The following is a 15,906-nucleotide window of genomic DNA, read 5'->3' as shown; positions in this document are numbered from 1 at the left end:
CCCTGAGATGGGGGTGCGCGCTCCTGTGCCCGCCCGGCGCGACGGCTTGTATGGAGCCCGTGACGACAACTTCCATCGAGTGCCAAGGACTGCGCAAACGCTACGGACGCACAGTCGCCGTCGACGGGCTTTCGTTCACCGTCGAGCCGGGCCGGGTGACCGGGTTCGTCGGACCCAATGGGGCGGGCAAGTCCACGACGATGCGCATGATTCTCGGGTTGGACGCGCCGGACGCTGGGACCGCCCTGGTCTGCGGCCAGCCGTACCGCAGCCTGCGCGCCCCGCTGCGCCGGGTCGGCGCGCTGCTGGACGCCGGTGCCATACACCCCGGGCGCCGGGCCCGCGACCATCTGCGGTGGATGGCACAGTCGAACGGGCTGCCGCCCAAACGGGTGGACGAGGTGCTTGAGGCCGTCGGGTTGGCGTCGGTCGCCCGGCGCCGGGCCGGTGGCTTCTCCCTCGGCATGAAGCAGCGGCTGGGCATCGCGGCGGCGCTGCTCGGTGACGCGCCGGTGCTGCTGTTCGACGAGCCGGTCAACGGTCTCGATCCCGAGGGCATCCACTGGATCCGCGGGCTGTTGCGCGGGCTCGCCGGTCAGGGGCGGGCGGTGTTCGTCTCCAGCCACCTGATGAGCGAGCTCGAGGACACCGCCGACCACCTCATCGTCGTGGCCCGGGGCCGGCTCGTCGCCGACGTCAGCGTCGCCGGTCTGCTCGCCCGGGCGTCCGGCGGCCGGGTCGTGCTGCGCACCGCGCGGACGGCCGAAGCGATGGCCGCCCTCACCGCCGGCGGCGCCACGGTCGCGCTGACCGGTCCCGAGACGCTCACCGTCACCGGCCTCACCGGTGAGCGGATCACCGCCCTGCTCGCCGGCCTGCCCTTTTCGGAGCTGACCGCGTACCGCGTATCGCTCGAACAGGCATACCTGGAGCTGACCCGCGAGGGGGCCGAGTACACCGCCGCGAGGGTCGCATGACAGCCGTCCTGCGGTCTGAGTGGACGAAGTTCCGTACCGTGCGCTCCACCGTGTGGTGCCTGCTCGCCGCGGTGGGCATGATCGTGGTACTCGCGGTGCTGCAGTCGTCGGGAAGCACCGTCCCGCCGCGGACCGACGCCGGGCCAGCCGACCGGTTCCAGTTCGTGCATCAGCCGGCTGCCGGCGACGTCACGATCGTCGCCCACGTGCGCGCCCAGGACGCGAGCCACCCGTGGGCCAAGGCCGGCGTCATCATCAAGCAAGGTACGGCGTACGCGGCGGTCATGCTCACCCCCGGCCACGGCGTGCGGATGCGCACCGGCACCACGACGGACATCGCGGGCAGCCGCACACCAGCGACGCGCTGGCTCAAACTCGCCCGCGCCGGCAAAACCATCACCGGGTACGAGTCGCCCGACGGTGCCTCCTGGCAGACGGTCGGTGCCGTCACACTCGACGGCCTCCCGCAGGCGGCCGAGATCGGGCTGTTCGTCACCTCGCCCGACGAGGAACGGGTCTCGGGCACCGCCACCGCCAAGCGGCAGCAGGCGATTCACACCGTCGGACGGGCCACGTTCGACGCGGTGACCATCACCCCGAAACCGGCCGCCGAGTGGCGCAGCCAGGACGTGGCCCCGCCGGCCGAACCGCCCGTGCCCGGACGAAAGCGGGCACCCGAGCCACCGGCCGGCAGCACGGCCCGAGCCGGCGATGTCTTCACCGTGACCGGCTCCGGCGAGCTCGGCCGGCCCGAGCCCGCCGACGACTCCACCCGAGTCGACGCCGTCCTCGGCGCGGTCATCCTGGGCGTAGTGCTCTTCGTTACGGCGGGCACGCTGTTCGTGACGGCTGAGTATCGGCGGAACCTGATCTGGACGACCTTCGCCGCGACCCCGGGGCGGGGCCGGGTCCTCGCGGCCAAGGCGCTCGTGCTCGGCGGCGTCACGTTCTCGGCCGGCCTGGTCGCCACCGGGGCCGCGTTCTGGCTTTCCCAGCCGATCCTGCGCGACCGCGGCTACCGCCCGCCGGACTTCCCGGACCTGACGGCCGCGACGCTCGTGCGCGCCATCGTCGGCAGCGCCGCATTCCTCGCCCTCATCGCGCTGTTCAGCCTCGGCGTCGGCGTGATCCTCCGGCGTACCGCCGGCGTCATCACCAGCGTCTTCGCCCTGGTGTTCGTCCCACAGATCGTCGCGCCGTTCCTGCCACCGACCGCCGGCTCCCGACTGCTGAGCGTGACGCCGATCGCGGGCATGTCGATCGGGTACCCATGGAGCGGCGTGGCTGTGCTCGCCGGCTATGCCGCGGCCGCCCTCGGCGTCGGGTACTGGCTCCTGCGGAGGCGCGACGCATGATCCTGCGCGCCGAATGGACCAAGTTACACACGGTACGCAGTACCGCATGGCTTGCCCTTGCCACCGTCATGACGACGACAGGACTGGGTGCCGCCGTGTGCGCCGTGACCGCCGGCGGCGATCTGGCGAAGGCCAGCCTCTCCGGCGTCTACTGCGGCCAGGCTGTCGTCGTCGTGCTGGCCGTCCTGGCCGTGACGAACGAATACGCCAGCGGCCTCGTCTGCACCACCCTCGCCTGCGCACCGCGCCGGACCAGGGTGCTCATCGCGAAGGCCGGGACGGTCACCGCGACCGCGGCCGGCGCCGGCCTGCTCGGGGTGGCCGGATCGCTGGCCGCCGCCCGGATCCTGTTGCGGGATGAGGGATTCACCGCGACCGACGGACCAATCCTGCGCGCGGCCGCCGGGACGGTGCTCTACCTCGGCCTCATCGCCCTGCTCAGCCTCGGCATCGCCAGCGCGCTCCGGCACACCGCGCCGGCCCTCACCACGGTCCTCGGCCTGCTCTACCTGTTTCCGCTGTTCGGCCAGCTCATCAGCGACGAACGCTGGCACGCGCGGATCGAACGGTATGCCCCGATGTCCGCCGGGCTCGCCGTGCAGGCGACAACCAACCTCGGCGACCTCCCCGTCGGTCCGTGGACCGGTCTCGGCGTGCTGGCCGCCTACGCCGGCGCCGCCCTGCTGTTGGGTGCCGCCCTGTTCATCACCCGCGACGCGTGAAAGGCACGCCGATGACCAAACGAACCATCACGATCATCGTGATCGCCGCCGTGGTAACCCTCGCACTCCTGGCCGTCCTTTGTGGAGTTGTTCCGTTGGGGACGACGAAGGCGGGCCCATGAGGGTTGCAAACCGGTCGGAGGCCCGGATGAGCTGGTCGGTGATACCCGGGCCGAGTGAGGAGTGGCTGGCGTCCGGCACCATCCGCAGGGGCCGCCACGGGCCCACCGGCTGGCGAGGGCGACGGCGCTGTCGGGTGGGCAGCACAGGTCAAAGCGGCCCTGCACGATGACCGCCGGGAGGTGGCGAATCCTGTCCACACCGTCGGGCAGTCGGGTCTCGTTGTCGAAGAACTCTCCACCGGTGACTGCGCCGCGGCGAACGCTGCCTTGATGCAGTCGTGATGCGCGGCGACGGTCTTGTCCACCGCTTCGCGTCACAGGATCAGCGACAGAGCCCGTCAGCGCGTACCCGATGTAGCGAGATCCGTACGCCGACACCAACTACGGCTGGCGGCTGGGGTGAGAGTCCTGGTCGCTGGTCGAAACACCGCCGCTGCCTTGCGGATGCTCGATCTTCGCCCGGTAGGTCTCGCGACCCACCGTGTCGATCTGCTCCTCGTACTCAGCTTCTGAGCCCGGTCCGGCCGTCGAGCTGTTCGCGCAGGATGTCGGCGTGCCCGGCATGCCGGGTGGCGTCCTGCAGGACGTGGACCATGATGTCGAACAGCTTCTGAGGAGCGTTGGGCCCTGGCCCGAAGGCTTGTGCACGACCACAACCTCAACATCGCCGGCGCCCTGGTCGTGCTCGACGCGCAGCCGATCATGCGGATCGTCAGATGAGGCCGTTTTCGGCTTCCTCAAGTGGCGTGCGCCACCAATGCTCCACGCCGAGCGCGTCGGGGTCGATCTCGTGGAGGCGGTGGCGGAGGGTCTTCACCCGGGTGCGATGGGGGACGGGTCGAGGGCGCGGCTTCGGTGGGGTGATCTTCCCTGCCTGGAACCTGGCGATAAGGTTTTGCGCCTGCTCGGCTGTCAGCGTCATTGGCGGGGCATCGGCCGGGCCTGACCGGATGTACTCATCGAAGGCCTGCAGGAATTGCTCGGTGCTGGCCCGATCGCGGTTGAGTGGATACGTCGCTCCCGTGGCGCGGTCGAGGACCGCCGTGGACAGGTCGTCCGCGAACTCCACGATCTGAGACTCACTCTCATCATGGACGTGCCCGATCACCAGCGCCGGACGTGGCAGCCCGTCCGCCTGCCCGGCCTGGCCGGACGGGTACAGGACCATTCCTAGAAGAGATTCGTATTCAGCCACGGGGCGACTCTAGTGAGGTGATCTGATCAAGCAGAAGGGTTGATTGGTGCCGCGGAACGCCGAGCCAAGGGAACGCGGCGCGGTACCCGCGTCCTGACCTGCTCCACCAGCGCGTACAGGCGCCGTCGGATCGTGTCGATGTGGAGGAAGTCGATCGCCAACAAGCCGGCGGCCTGGTTGCGCAGGAACGTTCGCCGGTTGGTGTCCTCCTGGCGGGGTGGCGGGCCGGTGGGCCAGGGCCCTGCGGATCGTGCCCGCTCCGTTCCGATGGCCGAGCCGCTGCAGCTCGCCCTGGATTCGGCGGTGTCCCCATCGTGGATTTTCGCGGGCCAGTCGTAGCACCAGGTTCCGGATTTCGTCGCTGGCTGGTGGCCGGCCGGGCTTGTTCGGGTAGGTCCAGTGGCGTCGTGCCAGCCGCCGGTGCCAGGCCAGCAGCGTCGTCGGGGTGACGATTCGGTGTTTTCGTATTCGGCGGGGTAACAGGCGGGCGAGGGCGGACAGGATCGCCCGGTGCGGCCAGGACAGTCGCGGTCGGCTCCGAACCTGGCGGTGCAGCACCGCTATTTCATGCACCGCAGCGCGAGGACGTCGACCAGCAGCACTTTGTCGCCACGGATCACCAATCCCAGTCCGCTGAACAGCTGATCATTCCCAGGTGCAGCAACCGCACGGTCATACCGCAGATCATCAGCGCGAGCCGAGAACTTCCAGCTCACAGCCTGTCCGACGAGGTATGGCACGGTACAGGACACATAGCTGTGTCGCCAACCGCAGACTGCGTTCGTGGAAGAAGACCGGGTGCCCGCCCGCCTTGTCACCGGCCACGACTCGGGCACGCCGATCATCGAGGATACCGGGGTCCGCTGGATGGGCAAGGGGTAGCCGGGCTCAGTTGCCGGATAATTCGTCGGTTGGTGGGTCGACAGTAACGAGTCGTCGGACGTGCGGCCACAGATCGTCGAGCGATCCCACGCCGTCGGCGAGTTTCGCCAGCAGCACGGCACCCTCGATCTGCGCGACCACGGCTCGCGCGGTGGCCCGGTCGGCGTATCCGGGCGCGACGCTGCCGTCCTGCACACCATCGGCCAGTGCGGCGTGGACGAGTTCGGCCTGTTCGGCGAAGGCGGCGGTGAGGCGCTGCTGAACGGCGGCCTCCTGGTTGCTCAATTCGATCGCGAGGTTGCCCAGCAGGCATCCGTCGACCCGGCCGGTCTCCTGCCACGCCTCCCGTTGTGTCTCGACGAGCCAGGCGATGAGGCGCTGAAGGCGTTCCAAGGCCGGTTCGGGCCCGGTGAGCAGCTCGCGCCACGCTGTCCGCTGCGCCTGCCAGTGGGTGTCGATCACCTCGATGGTCAGTGCCTGCTTGGACTCGAAGAAGTGGTAGAAGCTGCCCTTGCGGACATCAGCGCGGACGCAGATCTCGGCCACCCCGACGGCGGCGTAGCCACGAGTGTGCAGCAGCTCACAGGCGCTGTCGCGTAGCCGGTCACGAGCGGTACTGGTTCGGCCCATGGGGCGAGTATACGGGCGGTCAACTATCTTTTAGTTGACCGGTCGTCTACAGTCCTTTCATCACCTCTTGGAAGGAGGACGACATGTCCATCAGCGTCGTCATCGCGTACCACAGCGGCTACGGCCACACCGCACGCCAGGCTCGGGCCGTCGCCTCCGGCGCGGCATCGGTTCCCGGTGTCACCGCTGCCCTGCACGACATCGCCGTACTGGACGAACCGCTGTGGCAGGCCCTCACCGACGCCGAAGCGATCATTTTCGGCACCCCCACCTACATGGGCAGTCAGTCTGCCGTCTTCCAGGCCTTCGCGGAGGCCAGCGGTTCGGTCTGGGCGCAGCAGGGTTGGCGCGACAAGATCGCCGCAGGGTTCACCACGTCCGCCGGTGTCAACGGCGACAAACTGAACACCCTGTCGTCGCTGGCGGTGTTCGCCGCCCAGCACGGCATGCACTGGGTGTCGCTCGGGCTGCCGCCCGGGTGGCTCTATACCACCGCCGGTGATGTGGAGGATCTAAATCGCTTGGGCGGGTTCCTCGGCGCGATGGCGCAGGCGCCCTCCGACGCCGGCCCGGATGACGCGCCGGGGACGGCGGACCTGCGCACTGCCGAGCACCTCGGCCGCAGGGTCGCCCGGGTCGCGGTCGAACTGCGCAATGGCCGACTGGTCGGTGCGGCATGAGCGCCCGGCTGACCGAACTGCTGGGAATCGATGTTCCGATCATCCAGGGCCCGTTCGGCGGTGGCTTGTCGAGCGTCGCACTCGTCGCCGCGGTCAGCGGCGCCGGCGGCCTCGGCTCGTTCGGTGCGCACCACCTGGACCCCGATGCGATCACGGCCCTCGTTGCCGACCTGAAGTCGGCGGTGCCCCGGGACCGGCCGTTCAACGTGAATTTGTGGGTGCCGCACCCGCAGGAGGCAGGCCTGCGCCCGGCACCCGCGGACTTCGAACGGCTCCGGCCGCTCTACGAGCGCCTCGGCGTGTCGGCGCCAACCTCGTACACACCGCCGCCGGTCTTCGACGATCAGATGGACGCTCTGCTGGCAGCGCAGCCACCGGTGATCAGTTTCGTCATGGGCACGCCGTCCGCCGACGTGGTGACCGAGGCACGCCGCCGAGGCATCGTGACGATCGGCACCGCCACCACCGTCGACGAGGCAGTGGCCGTGGAAGCCGCGGGACTCGACGTCGTGGTCGCCTCCGGCAGCGACGCCGGCGGGCATCGGGGTGCCTTCCTGCGACCTGTCGCCGAGTCGCTGGTGGGAACGTTCTCGCTCGTTCCGCAGGTCGTCGACGCCGTCCGCATCCCTGTCGTCGCGGCCGGTGGGATCGCCGACCGTCGCGGTGTGACGGCGGCGCTCGCGCTCGGCGCCGCGGGCGTACAGATCGGAACCGGCTTCCTGGCGACGACACAATCGGGGGCGAGCCCGATCCACAAGGCTGCGCTCACCGGTCCCGACGCCCGGATCACCGTGCTCACCCGACTGTTCTCCGGCCGCCACGCGCGAGCGATCATCAACCCGCTGATCCTGGAACTCGCGGCGGAAGAGGCGAACGTGCCCGAGTATCCGGTGCACAACGCGTTGATGCAGCCCCTGCGTCGGGCCGCCGCCGCCCGCGAAGACTCGCGATATGTCAACCTCTGGGCCGGGCAGTCAGCTTCGCTGTCACGGTCGGTCACCGCGCAGGAGTACCTGGCCACGCTGGTGGCCGACGACAGCAACCGGTTCGAGAGCATCTGAGGGCGTATCGGTGGGCGGAGGATCGCGACCTTCCGTCCACCTGGCGCCAGTTGCATGACCGCAGGACGGCCTTTCCTTCATCTCGGAGCAGGCGCGTTCCACCCCGGGCAACGCTCGGCGAAAGTCAGGGGTGCGCGTCTACTCACATGCCGCGATCCGGACGCTACCCATCGTGACGGCGCGGCATCGGGGCTCTGCGAAGTTGACGGGGTCAGCCAAGTTCTGCAGCTATCTGTCGCGGGCTTCGGTAACCGTCGCGTCCGGGCCTTGGCGTGAGCGGCGGTCCGTAACCGCCTCGACTGCGGCATAGAGGTTCGTGTGCTGGCGGGCTGGGTGCACCGGTGAACATCGAGTGGACCAGGGAGTGGCAGGAGACTGTCGCTGATCAGGGCTCGCGGGCGCCGTAGAGGCGCAGAATGCTGTGGCGAAGCGCTGCCGCGGTCTGCGCGGTGGTCATGCGGCCGGCGGCGACTTCGCCGCCGGCCGCATGACCGAGCGCGATGGTCGCGGAGATTAACCAGGCCGGGCTGAGGGTGTCGTCGAACTCGCCGGTGGCCTGGCCGCGCCTGATCAGCCGCTCCAGGCGCTCGTTGACTGCGGCATGCTGGCGCTCGGAGTCCTCCTGCTCAATCGCGGCCACCGAGGGGTGCCGGAGCAGCGGGTACCGGTCGAACAGCCGCCAGGTGACGTCCAGCCAGCGCAGCAGGGCCTCGGTGACGGTCCCGCTGTCTACGTCGGCGGCGTCGAGGGCGGCGACGGCTTCGGCGGTGATGCGGTCGATGACCGCGGCCACCAGCCGCGGACGGGACGGGTAGTGGGCGTACACGGTTTGGCGGGTGACGCCAGATGCGGCGGCGACCTGTTCCACCTTCGCGTCCGGATGCCGACCGAGCACCTGGACGGCGGCGTCGAGGACAGCGGCGGCGCTGCGCTCGGCGTCCGAACGCCGCCGTCGGCACCGGCCACCTGTTATCTCTGACATGTTGTCTAATCTACCGCCTGGCATTATCGTAGACACCCTGTCAAAGATCAGTTGTTTTCAAGGAGATCAGATGACGCCCCGTACCGATCTGACCAGCTATCTGATCCGCTATCCGCAGGAGGCAGGGCTGGGCGACGAGGATCCGGCGACCGTGCTTGACCGCTACCACACGCCGGATTATGAGCTGGTCAACGATGGCGTGCTGCTGGACCGGAAGCGGCTGCTGGATCACATCCGTCCGGCCCGCAGACGGGCAGCTGGTCTCCGTGTCGAGGTAGAGCAGGCACTGGTGGACGGCGACCAGGTCGCCGCCCGGTACCGGCTCATCGCGGAGCTGCGTAAGGGCGGCACCATCACCATGGAGATCTACATGTTCGGGGAGTTGGCTGCCGACGGTCGGCTGCGCCGCGCCATCCAAGCCACCAGGACGATCCCATCCGAATAGTTCCTACAGGTATGTCAAGCGGCGCCTCGACGGTGATGACATCGAGGTCCGCGCCCGCCCAATTGAGGCTCTGGCCTACCTGGCGTTGAGGTGTCCACGGGCTTTCCGGGTGGTGGCGCAGCGGGTGCGTAAGCGCTGGTTGTTGGGGTTGCGGAAGCCGTAGGCGTCGCGGGCGACGGTTTTGATCACTCGGTTGGTACCTTCGGAGCCGGCGTTGGTGATGCCGGCGTGCAGAAACGCGAGAATCTGCGGCCACCACACTTCGACGGTGGTGGCGAGGCGCTCGAGCTGACGACATGTCGACGTTTCAAACACCGGAGTAAGCTGATGAAACGCGCCGAGCACAAAGCCTGTGGTCACCCTGCTACCAGTGCCGCTCGCGACGCTTGCCGGAAGGCAGGCGGCCCAGGGGCCGAGGCTGTACAAGCGCTTACCATGCGGACTGCGGCCACCCGCCGACCAACGCTGCCCGTAGGCGATGCCGCCGGAAGACCTCGACCCACCTGAAGGCCAGGCGGAAGGTCAAGTACGTCGGCGTGAGCCAAAGCGGAGGACCGGCCGATCTGCCGATCATCCCTGCCGATGGGCTCTCCACCACGTCCTTCCTTCACCTACCTCTCGCGGCTGATGGCGAGCTGCTGATCAGCTTCCCCGACGACGACTAGGGCGGCGAGGCGGCCTGAGCTAAGAGCGACCGGCGATAGGTGTCACTTGAGCCTGCGGGTGGTGGGCCGGGTGTGCCAGCGGTAGAGGGTGCGGGCACGTTGGATGAGTTGACGCACGGTGACGATGGTTGCGGCCAGGTACAGGTAGAAGTCGATGATTTGGGCGGCGCGGTCAGTGCAGCGGCGGATCTTGCCGAACCCGTTCATCCATGAGTTCGTTCGCTTGACCACCCAGCGCTTGCCGATCTGGATCGGGGCGGGTACGCCCTTGCGGGCGATCTCGGCGTCGAAGCCGAGTTCGTCGAGTAGGTCACGGGTCCGGTTGTTGTCGTAGCCGCGGTCCAGATGCACGGTGACCCGCTCGGGCCAGTGACGCCGCAGCTGGGCGCTGCACGCTTCGAAGGTGTCACGCAGCAGCGGCGAGTCGTGCCGGTTGGCGGTGGCCCCGGTGATCCCGAGCGGGATGCCGTAGCCGTCGACACCGGTCGAGCGTTTCATCCCACCCTTGCCCCGGTCGACCGGCGACCGGCCGGCCCGCTCTCCGCCGCATGGGGCTTTGGTGATCGCGCCGTCGGCGCTGACATCGGTCAGGTCCAGGCCGATCATGCGGTCGTAGGCGTCCAGGGCCAGTTCGTGGAGCTGTTCACCCACGCCGGCCTCGGCCCACAAGCGCAGCCGCCGACGGATCGTGCGGTCCGAGCAGCTGGATGTCGCGACGCGCTCGTAGCCGGAACCGTGTACCAGCGCGGCGACGACGTGCTCGAACACCACCCGGTTCGGGATTTGGCGCCGGTGGCAGCCCAGCGGATGCGTCGGGTCGAACTCCGGTCGCTCGGACAACAGCGCGTCGAACTGGACCCAGACAGGTTCGAGCAACGAGGATGGCAGGGCAGGCACGGGACTCCTGTCGATCGCTGAGCGTAGAGAACTCTGATGATCAACAAGCCCGTGCCTGCTTGCTACCTCGGGGTGCCTACCTGTCCGGATCCTGGCCTATTGCCGGTCGCTCTTAGCCGCGGTGCTTTTCTTGGTCGGAGCCTTCCGGGCGGTCGGCTTGGTGGTGTCGGTGGTGGTCGGCTCCGTCATGGTGTCCTCCTCGGTTGGTGCGGTGGCGCAGCAGCAACGTAAGAGGACTCAATGACCAGTCCTAACCCCCTTCCCATCTGCCATCTGCCGGAGGCTTGGGCTTCACATGATGGAGACTCAAGCCAGGACTGGCCCGACATGATGCGGTGAACGGTCGACTCGCTCACGCCGTACAGCCGGGCAACCTTCTTGTAAGACGTGGCGCTGCCGTCGCCGTTCGCAACCCTTATTGCTGGCGCGTGAGGAGTATCCGCCATATAACGATTGCGATCAGCAAGGCTCCAAACGAAACCAAGACCAAGTGGTCGCCAATTCTCGTGTGACGTTAATTGGACCAGAGGGTCATGTGCAGGCTGGCCGGTATACACGCAAGCGCCACGACCACAAACGCCAAAACGAGGATGACCGGGTTCGACTTCACGTAGCCGCCAAGGACCGCCAAGAGGTAGATGATCGCGGCAGCTATCAGGTTGGCGAGGACGTTTACGAGAACGTCTCGGGCGAAGGACCGGGCTGGGGCGGCAGGCTGCGGGGGAGTAGTCACCTCGTCAGGGTGGCGGACGGAAGCCAGAGTGGACAGATGGCACTACCCTGGCTCGGTGCTGGCTGCTGAAGCCCCGAAGATCACCGACTGGATGCAGGCGTGGGGAAGTCTGGCCGGGCTGGTGATGTCCACCTTTGCTGTGATCTTTACCGGCCTGCTGTTCCGCCATGAGATCCGCGTACGCCGGGAGGAGCAACGAGACCAGGAAGCGGCGCAGGCAAGGCTAATTATTGGCACGGCGCGGTACTCGCCAGGCCCGGTCACGTACGAACTCGTGCTGGACGACCCTACAGACAAAAGATTGCTAGTTTCAGGCACCATTGTTCCTGTCGGCAAAAAGTCGTCTGCAAAGGTGAAGTGGAAGGTTGTCAACCATAGCTCCTTACCGATATTCGCCGTGCGTATCAAGGTCTATTGCCGTATCACGACTTCTAGCCTTCAGTGGCCTAAAGTGATTGATGTTCTGGAAGATTGTTGTGAGGGGGCAGTGGAAATCGACGGTATTGATTTGACGGCCGATCAGTTGCATGAGAAGTATGGCATTGCGGAGCTGGCTGACGAGGACTTCTTCATCGAGGTTGCCTTTACAGACTCGACTGGCCTGCGTTGGGTGAGAACTGGCCTTGATTCCCCCCGACGAATCTATGCTGAGCGAAAGCAGCACCGTTTTATCAATTTGTTGAGAACAATGGTGCAGCGAACCTTGTCTAGCGCCACCACTGCACCGACACCCGCTGGCCGAGCACCTGGGCGCGGTGAAGGTCAAGCCGCTGGCTGAACGCCTCGGATGCCTCGTCCCGGCGCGGCGTGAGGTTGCTCGCCACGCCTGCCGGGTGCCGCGATACCTTGATGTGCTCGATGACCGACGCCAAGATGGTCCGCTTCCAGGTGTTGTCCTTGTACGCCCACACCGCGCGTAGCTCACGACCGGACGGCAGGCGGGTGTGAACCCGTGACCGTGTGGCCTTGGCGAGCGCTGCCCGGTCGGCTTCCAGTTGCTGCATGATCTTGGCTCGGCGTCGGCGGTACTCGACCTTCGTGATCTCTTCCGCGTCGTACTCATCTTCGACCCGTTCCAACCTGCGCTCACCGTCAGAGATCGACTTGTGCAGGGTCTGTTCGGCCTCGTCGATGTCGTCCGCCGTGGCTGACATCGCTGCGCGCAGCTCGGGGGAGTCGGCGCGGGTGAACACCTGCTCGAAGACGTACCGCTCAAGGTGAGCCATCTCGATTCGCATACGGCCGCAGCCACCGGTAGCCAACTGGTTGCAGACGAACGACAGCCGCCGCACCCGCTGGCCACGGACAACGCGGGTCGCAGTCATCGACACCATGACGCGCTGGCACTCGGCGCAGAACACCAGGCCCGACAGGGCGTACTTCCTGGCGTTGCCGTTGTTGAACCCACGTAGCTTGCGCTCGGGCGCGGCGAGCAGGGTGCAGACGCGCTGCCAGTCGTCGCGGTCCACGATTGGCTCCCACACCGCCGGGTAAAGCCGCCCGTCGTACTCCCGATAAGCCGCGATGGCTGGCGCGGTGACGATGCGCTTCAAGGTGCGCGGGTGCCAGGTGGCTACCTCGTCACGGTCGCGCCGCTTCCAGCCCGTGCGCCGACCCTGGCGGTTCCAGTCGGTGCAGATGCCATACAGCGACTCACCGGCGAGCAGCCGTTCCGTTGCCTCGCGCACCCACGCGGCATGGTCGAGGTGTGGCCGTAGCGTGACGACCCGCTCCCGGCCGTTCTGAAGTTCCTTGACGGCCTCGAAGCCGAATGCGGGTGTACCGCCGTGCCATTCGCCACGCTCGGCGCGCTCACGGGCTGCTCGGGCCACACGCCGCGCGGTGTCGCGGCTGGACTTGTTCGCCATCGCTACGAGGACTCGCGCGTTGGTGAGGTCCGCGTCGGTGTCGAGCTGAAGGCTTCCCGTGACGGACCGGATCACCGGCCGTGGACGGGTCATCTCGACTACGTCGTTGAGGTCTTCCAGGTCGCGGGGGTCGCGCATGGCCCGGTCGAGGTCGTACGCGATCAGTCCCTGAATCCGCCCGGCTTCCAAGTCGTCCAGCATCCGGCGGAACTCGGGCCGGATGACGCGCATGGCCTTCTTGCCGTTCGGCAACGTGATCTTCCTGCGCTTAAAGGCTGATGTCGTTCTCGGTGTAGACCTCTCCGACGAGCCACCCGAGGCGGTCGGCAGGCTCGCGGCAGTCTTGCTCTTGGCGCTTGACGCCCTTGCGTTCGTCTTCCCTGTCGTCGCTGATACGGACGAGGATTCCAACGGTCGGCTTCACTATCGGGACCGTACCCCGGTGTTTGAAACAATGCCACTGGTACTCACGTCGGCTTCGGCGCAACGGCGGTAGACCCGATAAACAGTCGGCAGATCTGTTCGCGGTCGGGGTGGGTGCGAGCGGTGGCGAGCAGGTCGAGGAGGTCTTCCTTGGCGTTCCACGCGGCCAGGATCGGGGCGCTGATCGGCGTCGGTAAGGCGGACAGGTCATCGACCAGGGCGTCGACGTGCTCGCCGCGCATCCGTGCGGCCGAGCGGGTGAGCCGGTTGCGCAGTTCCCATTCCCGGTTGCCTTTGCGGCCGCGTCGGCCACGTTGCTGCACGGTGACGCGACGGCGAACCTCGGTGACGGTCTGGTTGGCCAGTTGAACGAGGTGGAAGTGGTCGACGACCAGGATGGCGTGCGGCAGCGCCCGCCTCACCGCGAACTTGAAAATGGTGGACATGTCGATCGCGACGTAGCGGATGCCTTGTCCGTCGCGGACGCCTGGCGGGTAAGAAGATTTGGGGTGGTTGCCCGCCGGCGTCGTCTCGGCATGATCAGTCAGGGCTGGTCCGGTTGGTGCCGGCTGGTTCTGATCCGGGTCGCCTGGTCTTCCTGCACGTGACGAGCAACGCGCAGGAAGTCGAGGATGGTGGCGAGCTGCTCGATGGTGTATCCGGTCAGAGACTTGGTGCCGGCAACGCCGACCGGCGCGTAGATGTCGTGCTCCACTTTGCGTGCCGCGTCGGTCGCGGCGACGAGGATGCGTCTCCTGTTCTGCGGATCTTGGATCCGTCCGGCCAACCCCGCACGCTCCAGGCGATCGATGACCGTGGTCGTGGCGGCCGGACTGAGCTTGAGCGCAGCGCTCAGCTCGCCGGCCGACAGCGGATCGCCGCCGGACAGCAGGAGATCCAGCGCCCGCAGGTCCGTGCGGTTGAGCTTGAGTGCCGTGGCAGCGGCCTCGTCGAACGCGTCGAAGCTCTGCTGCAACAGGCGCAGGCCGATCGCCACCTCACGGACCATCTCATCTTTCGACATTCGAAATCTCCTGCTATCGTAATGTCCGATGATCTAAGTCTACCGGACCAAGGAGTACCGATGACCACCGACGACCACGCGATCACGACGCTGTTCAACCGGCTCATGCAGGCATGGACCGACAACGACGCGGCCGCCTACGGCGCCTGCTTCACCGACGACTCCGACTACGTCTCCTACGACGGCACCCGCGCCGTCGGCAGGTTGCCCATGCAACACGCCCACGACCAGCTCTTCCGCGGCGTCCTCGCCGGCTCCGCGCTGGTCGGCGGTATCGAGTCGATCCGCTACATCAACCACGACGTCGCCGTCATCCACGGCACCGCGTCGGTCCTGATGCCCTGGCGCTCCACACTGCCCAAGCGACGGCTGTCACGGCAGACCCTCATCGCGGTCCGCACCGATGACGGGTGGCGGTTCACCGCACTGCACAACGGTCGAGTACGGCCGGTCAGCATCCCGGCCCCCGACTCCCTGCCCTCCCGCATGGCTCAAGCCATGGGCCGCCTCGCCAACCGGCTCGGCATCGGCCGACACGCCGTCACGAGCTGAGACCCGGCACCGGGACGCAGCGACGACAAACCCAGCCGCAGGACAGCAGCCACCCGTAACGCAGCGGCCGGCAGGCCCAACCACGGACGCATCCGATGGGCCTGCCGGCAAGACAAACAACACGTAACCCGCTCCCGTGAAGCCGGATAGCGCAGCGGCAAGATCGACGAGCGCGCCGAGCAGCCACAGTTGTATGCATCCTCATCTGGCACCCCTCTCTGTCAAGCAGTGTTTGGGTTCGGTGTTCTAGGGTGGTGGTCGGCGGGTTTGGGAAGTGACTGTTCCGAAGTGTTGACCTCGGGGTTTGGGTCAGCTGCGCTGGATTGCAGAGTCGCCCCCGGTTGTCCTCCCGGGCCCGTTTCCAGCCGCTGGATATCGCGGAGCATGTGCCGGTAGACCACGTCAGACAACCGGCGTTTCAACGCCCGGATGGCTTCCATCGCGGTCTTGCCCTCGGCGAGGCGGCGTCGGTATAGGCGCGGCCTGGGGTGTCGTGGCGGAGCTGGACGATGGCCATGATGTGCAGGACGCGGTAGATGTTCGGCACCAGGCTGCCGTCGGTGCAGCGGGTGCCAGAGGCCAGCACAGCGTGAGCGAGGTCCTCGATGCTCTGGTGGGCCAGCTGTCCACCGCTGGCGAGGCGGCCGTCGCGGTCGGGTCGCCGAACCAGGTGCGCGCGGAGGTTCACTCTGG

The 15,906-nt window shown here is 67.4% G+C and carries 19 protein-coding genes and 1 pseudogene; 9 read left to right on the top strand and 11 right to left on the bottom strand.

The genetic code is table 11. The annotated features are described in order from the left end of the window. The first annotated feature begins 50 nt into the window (after positions 1-50). The 3 genes from E1193_RS00395 (at position 51) to E1193_RS00385 (ending at position 3,054) form a co-directional block, all read left to right on the top strand. Entirely contained in the window at positions 51-977 is a 927-nt protein-coding gene (locus E1193_RS00395; protein WP_132179074.1) for an ATP-binding cassette domain-containing protein, read from the top strand. Further along, complete coding sequence (locus E1193_RS00390; protein WP_132179072.1) at positions 974-2,332, top strand: ABC transporter permease subunit; 1,359 nt, start codon at positions 974-976, stop codon at positions 2,330-2,332. Before E1193_RS00395 ends, E1193_RS00390 begins: the two co-directional genes overlap by 4 nt. A gap of 68 nt (positions 2,333-2,400) precedes the next feature. Next, positions 2,401-3,054 (top strand): ABC transporter permease, encoded by a 654-nt coding sequence (locus E1193_RS00385; RefSeq protein WP_243707179.1) that lies wholly within the window; start codon positions 2,401-2,403, stop codon positions 3,052-3,054. A gap of 503 nt (positions 3,055-3,557) precedes the next feature. Here E1193_RS00385 and E1193_RS32690 read toward each other — a convergent pair. The 3 genes and pseudogenes from E1193_RS32690 to E1193_RS00370 form a co-directional block, all read right to left on the bottom strand. Then, positions 3,558-3,786 (bottom strand): annotated as a pseudogene (locus E1193_RS32690) (DUF664 domain-containing protein); the annotation flags it as partial. Positions 3,787-3,888: 102 nt separating this feature from the next. Beyond that, positions 3,889-4,371 (bottom strand): SUKH-4 family immunity protein, encoded by a 483-nt coding sequence (locus E1193_RS00375; protein ID WP_132179068.1) that lies wholly within the window; start codon positions 4,369-4,371, stop codon positions 3,889-3,891. 888 nt (positions 4,372-5,259) lie between these two features. Next, the gene (locus E1193_RS00370; RefSeq protein ID WP_132179066.1) at positions 5,260-5,883 is read right to left on the bottom strand and encodes a TetR/AcrR family transcriptional regulator; all 624 of its coding nucleotides are present in this window, start codon (positions 5,881-5,883) and stop codon (positions 5,260-5,262) included. 83 nt (positions 5,884-5,966) lie between these two features. On the opposite strand from E1193_RS00370, the gene E1193_RS00365 reads away from it, so the two are divergent. After that, a complete protein-coding gene (locus tag E1193_RS00365; protein WP_132179064.1) occupies positions 5,967-6,563 on the top strand; it encodes a flavodoxin family protein in 597 nt (198 codons plus the stop codon). After that, positions 6,560-7,624 (top strand): DUF561 domain-containing protein, encoded by a 1,065-nt coding sequence (locus E1193_RS00360; RefSeq protein WP_132179062.1) that lies wholly within the window; start codon positions 6,560-6,562, stop codon positions 7,622-7,624. The genes E1193_RS00365 and E1193_RS00360 overlap by 4 nt, the downstream gene beginning before the upstream one ends. 385 nt (positions 7,625-8,009) lie before the next feature. Here the strand turns inward: E1193_RS00360 and E1193_RS00355 are convergent, their stop codons facing one another. After that, positions 8,010-8,606, bottom strand: coding sequence for a TetR/AcrR family transcriptional regulator (locus E1193_RS00355; RefSeq protein ID WP_207922465.1), 597 nt, complete (start codon positions 8,604-8,606; stop codon positions 8,010-8,012). 70 nt (positions 8,607-8,676) lie between these two features. On the opposite strand from E1193_RS00355, the gene E1193_RS00350 reads away from it, so the two are divergent. After that, positions 8,677-9,051, top strand: coding sequence for a nuclear transport factor 2 family protein (locus E1193_RS00350; protein WP_132179058.1), 375 nt, complete (start codon positions 8,677-8,679; stop codon positions 9,049-9,051). 75 nt (positions 9,052-9,126) lie between these two features. On the opposite strand, the gene E1193_RS00345 is transcribed toward E1193_RS00350, so the two are convergent. Further along, a complete protein-coding gene (locus E1193_RS00345) occupies positions 9,127-9,411 on the bottom strand; it encodes a transposase (protein WP_243707178.1) in 285 nt (94 codons plus the stop codon). Between the two features lie 176 nt (positions 9,412-9,587). Between E1193_RS00345 and E1193_RS33600 the strand changes: the two genes are divergently transcribed. After that, complete coding sequence (locus E1193_RS33600; RefSeq protein ID WP_279433276.1) at positions 9,588-9,716, top strand: hypothetical protein; 129 nt, start codon at positions 9,588-9,590, stop codon at positions 9,714-9,716. 42 nt (positions 9,717-9,758) lie between these two features. Here the strand turns inward: E1193_RS33600 and E1193_RS00340 are convergent, their stop codons facing one another. Then, complete coding sequence (locus E1193_RS00340) at positions 9,759-10,613, bottom strand: IS5 family transposase (RefSeq protein WP_132179056.1); 855 nt, start codon at positions 10,611-10,613, stop codon at positions 9,759-9,761. A gap of 788 nt (positions 10,614-11,401) precedes the next feature. On the opposite strand from E1193_RS00340, the gene E1193_RS00335 reads away from it, so the two are divergent. Next, entirely contained in the window at positions 11,402-12,124 is a 723-nt protein-coding gene (locus E1193_RS00335) for a hypothetical protein (protein WP_132179054.1), read from the top strand. Here E1193_RS00335 and E1193_RS00330 read toward each other — a convergent pair. The 4 genes from E1193_RS00330 to E1193_RS00320 form a co-directional block, all read right to left on the bottom strand. Then, positions 12,054-13,466, bottom strand: a complete 1,413-nt coding sequence (locus tag E1193_RS00330; RefSeq protein WP_132179052.1) for a recombinase family protein — start codon at positions 13,464-13,466, stop codon at positions 12,054-12,056. The two genes, E1193_RS00335 and E1193_RS00330, sit on opposite strands and share 71 nt — an antisense overlap. 16 nt (positions 13,467-13,482) lie before the next feature. Continuing rightward, positions 13,483-13,638, bottom strand: coding sequence for a hypothetical protein (locus tag E1193_RS31595; protein ID WP_165945549.1), 156 nt, complete (start codon positions 13,636-13,638; stop codon positions 13,483-13,485). A gap of 43 nt (positions 13,639-13,681) precedes the next feature. Further along, positions 13,682-14,083 carry a transposase gene (locus E1193_RS00325; RefSeq protein WP_243707177.1) on the bottom strand — a complete coding sequence of 134 codons (402 nt, stop codon included), beginning with the start codon at positions 14,081-14,083 and terminating at the stop codon, positions 13,682-13,684. A 98-nt stretch (positions 14,084-14,181) separates the two neighbouring features. Continuing rightward, positions 14,182-14,634: a MarR family transcriptional regulator gene (locus tag E1193_RS00320; protein ID WP_243707176.1), complete on the bottom strand. Its 453-nt coding sequence runs from the start codon at positions 14,632-14,634 to the stop codon at positions 14,182-14,184. 87 nt (positions 14,635-14,721) lie between these two features. Between E1193_RS00320 and E1193_RS00315 the strand changes: the two genes are divergently transcribed. After that, entirely contained in the window at positions 14,722-15,213 is a 492-nt protein-coding gene (locus tag E1193_RS00315) for an SgcJ/EcaC family oxidoreductase (RefSeq protein WP_132179048.1), read from the top strand. A gap of 418 nt (positions 15,214-15,631) precedes the next feature. Here E1193_RS00315 and E1193_RS32330 read toward each other — a convergent pair whose 3' ends face one another. Further along, a complete protein-coding gene (locus E1193_RS32330; RefSeq protein WP_207922464.1) occupies positions 15,632-15,901 on the bottom strand; it encodes a hypothetical protein in 270 nt (89 codons plus the stop codon). Positions 15,902-15,906 lie beyond the last annotated feature (5 nt).

Origin of the sequence: Micromonospora sp. KC606, from assembly GCF_004348675.1 — a bacterium.
GTDB lineage: Bacteria > Actinomycetota > Actinomycetes > Mycobacteriales > Micromonosporaceae > Micromonospora.
The sequence above is the reverse complement of the archived record's forward strand: the minus strand, read 5'-3'. Positions and strand labels throughout refer to the sequence as shown.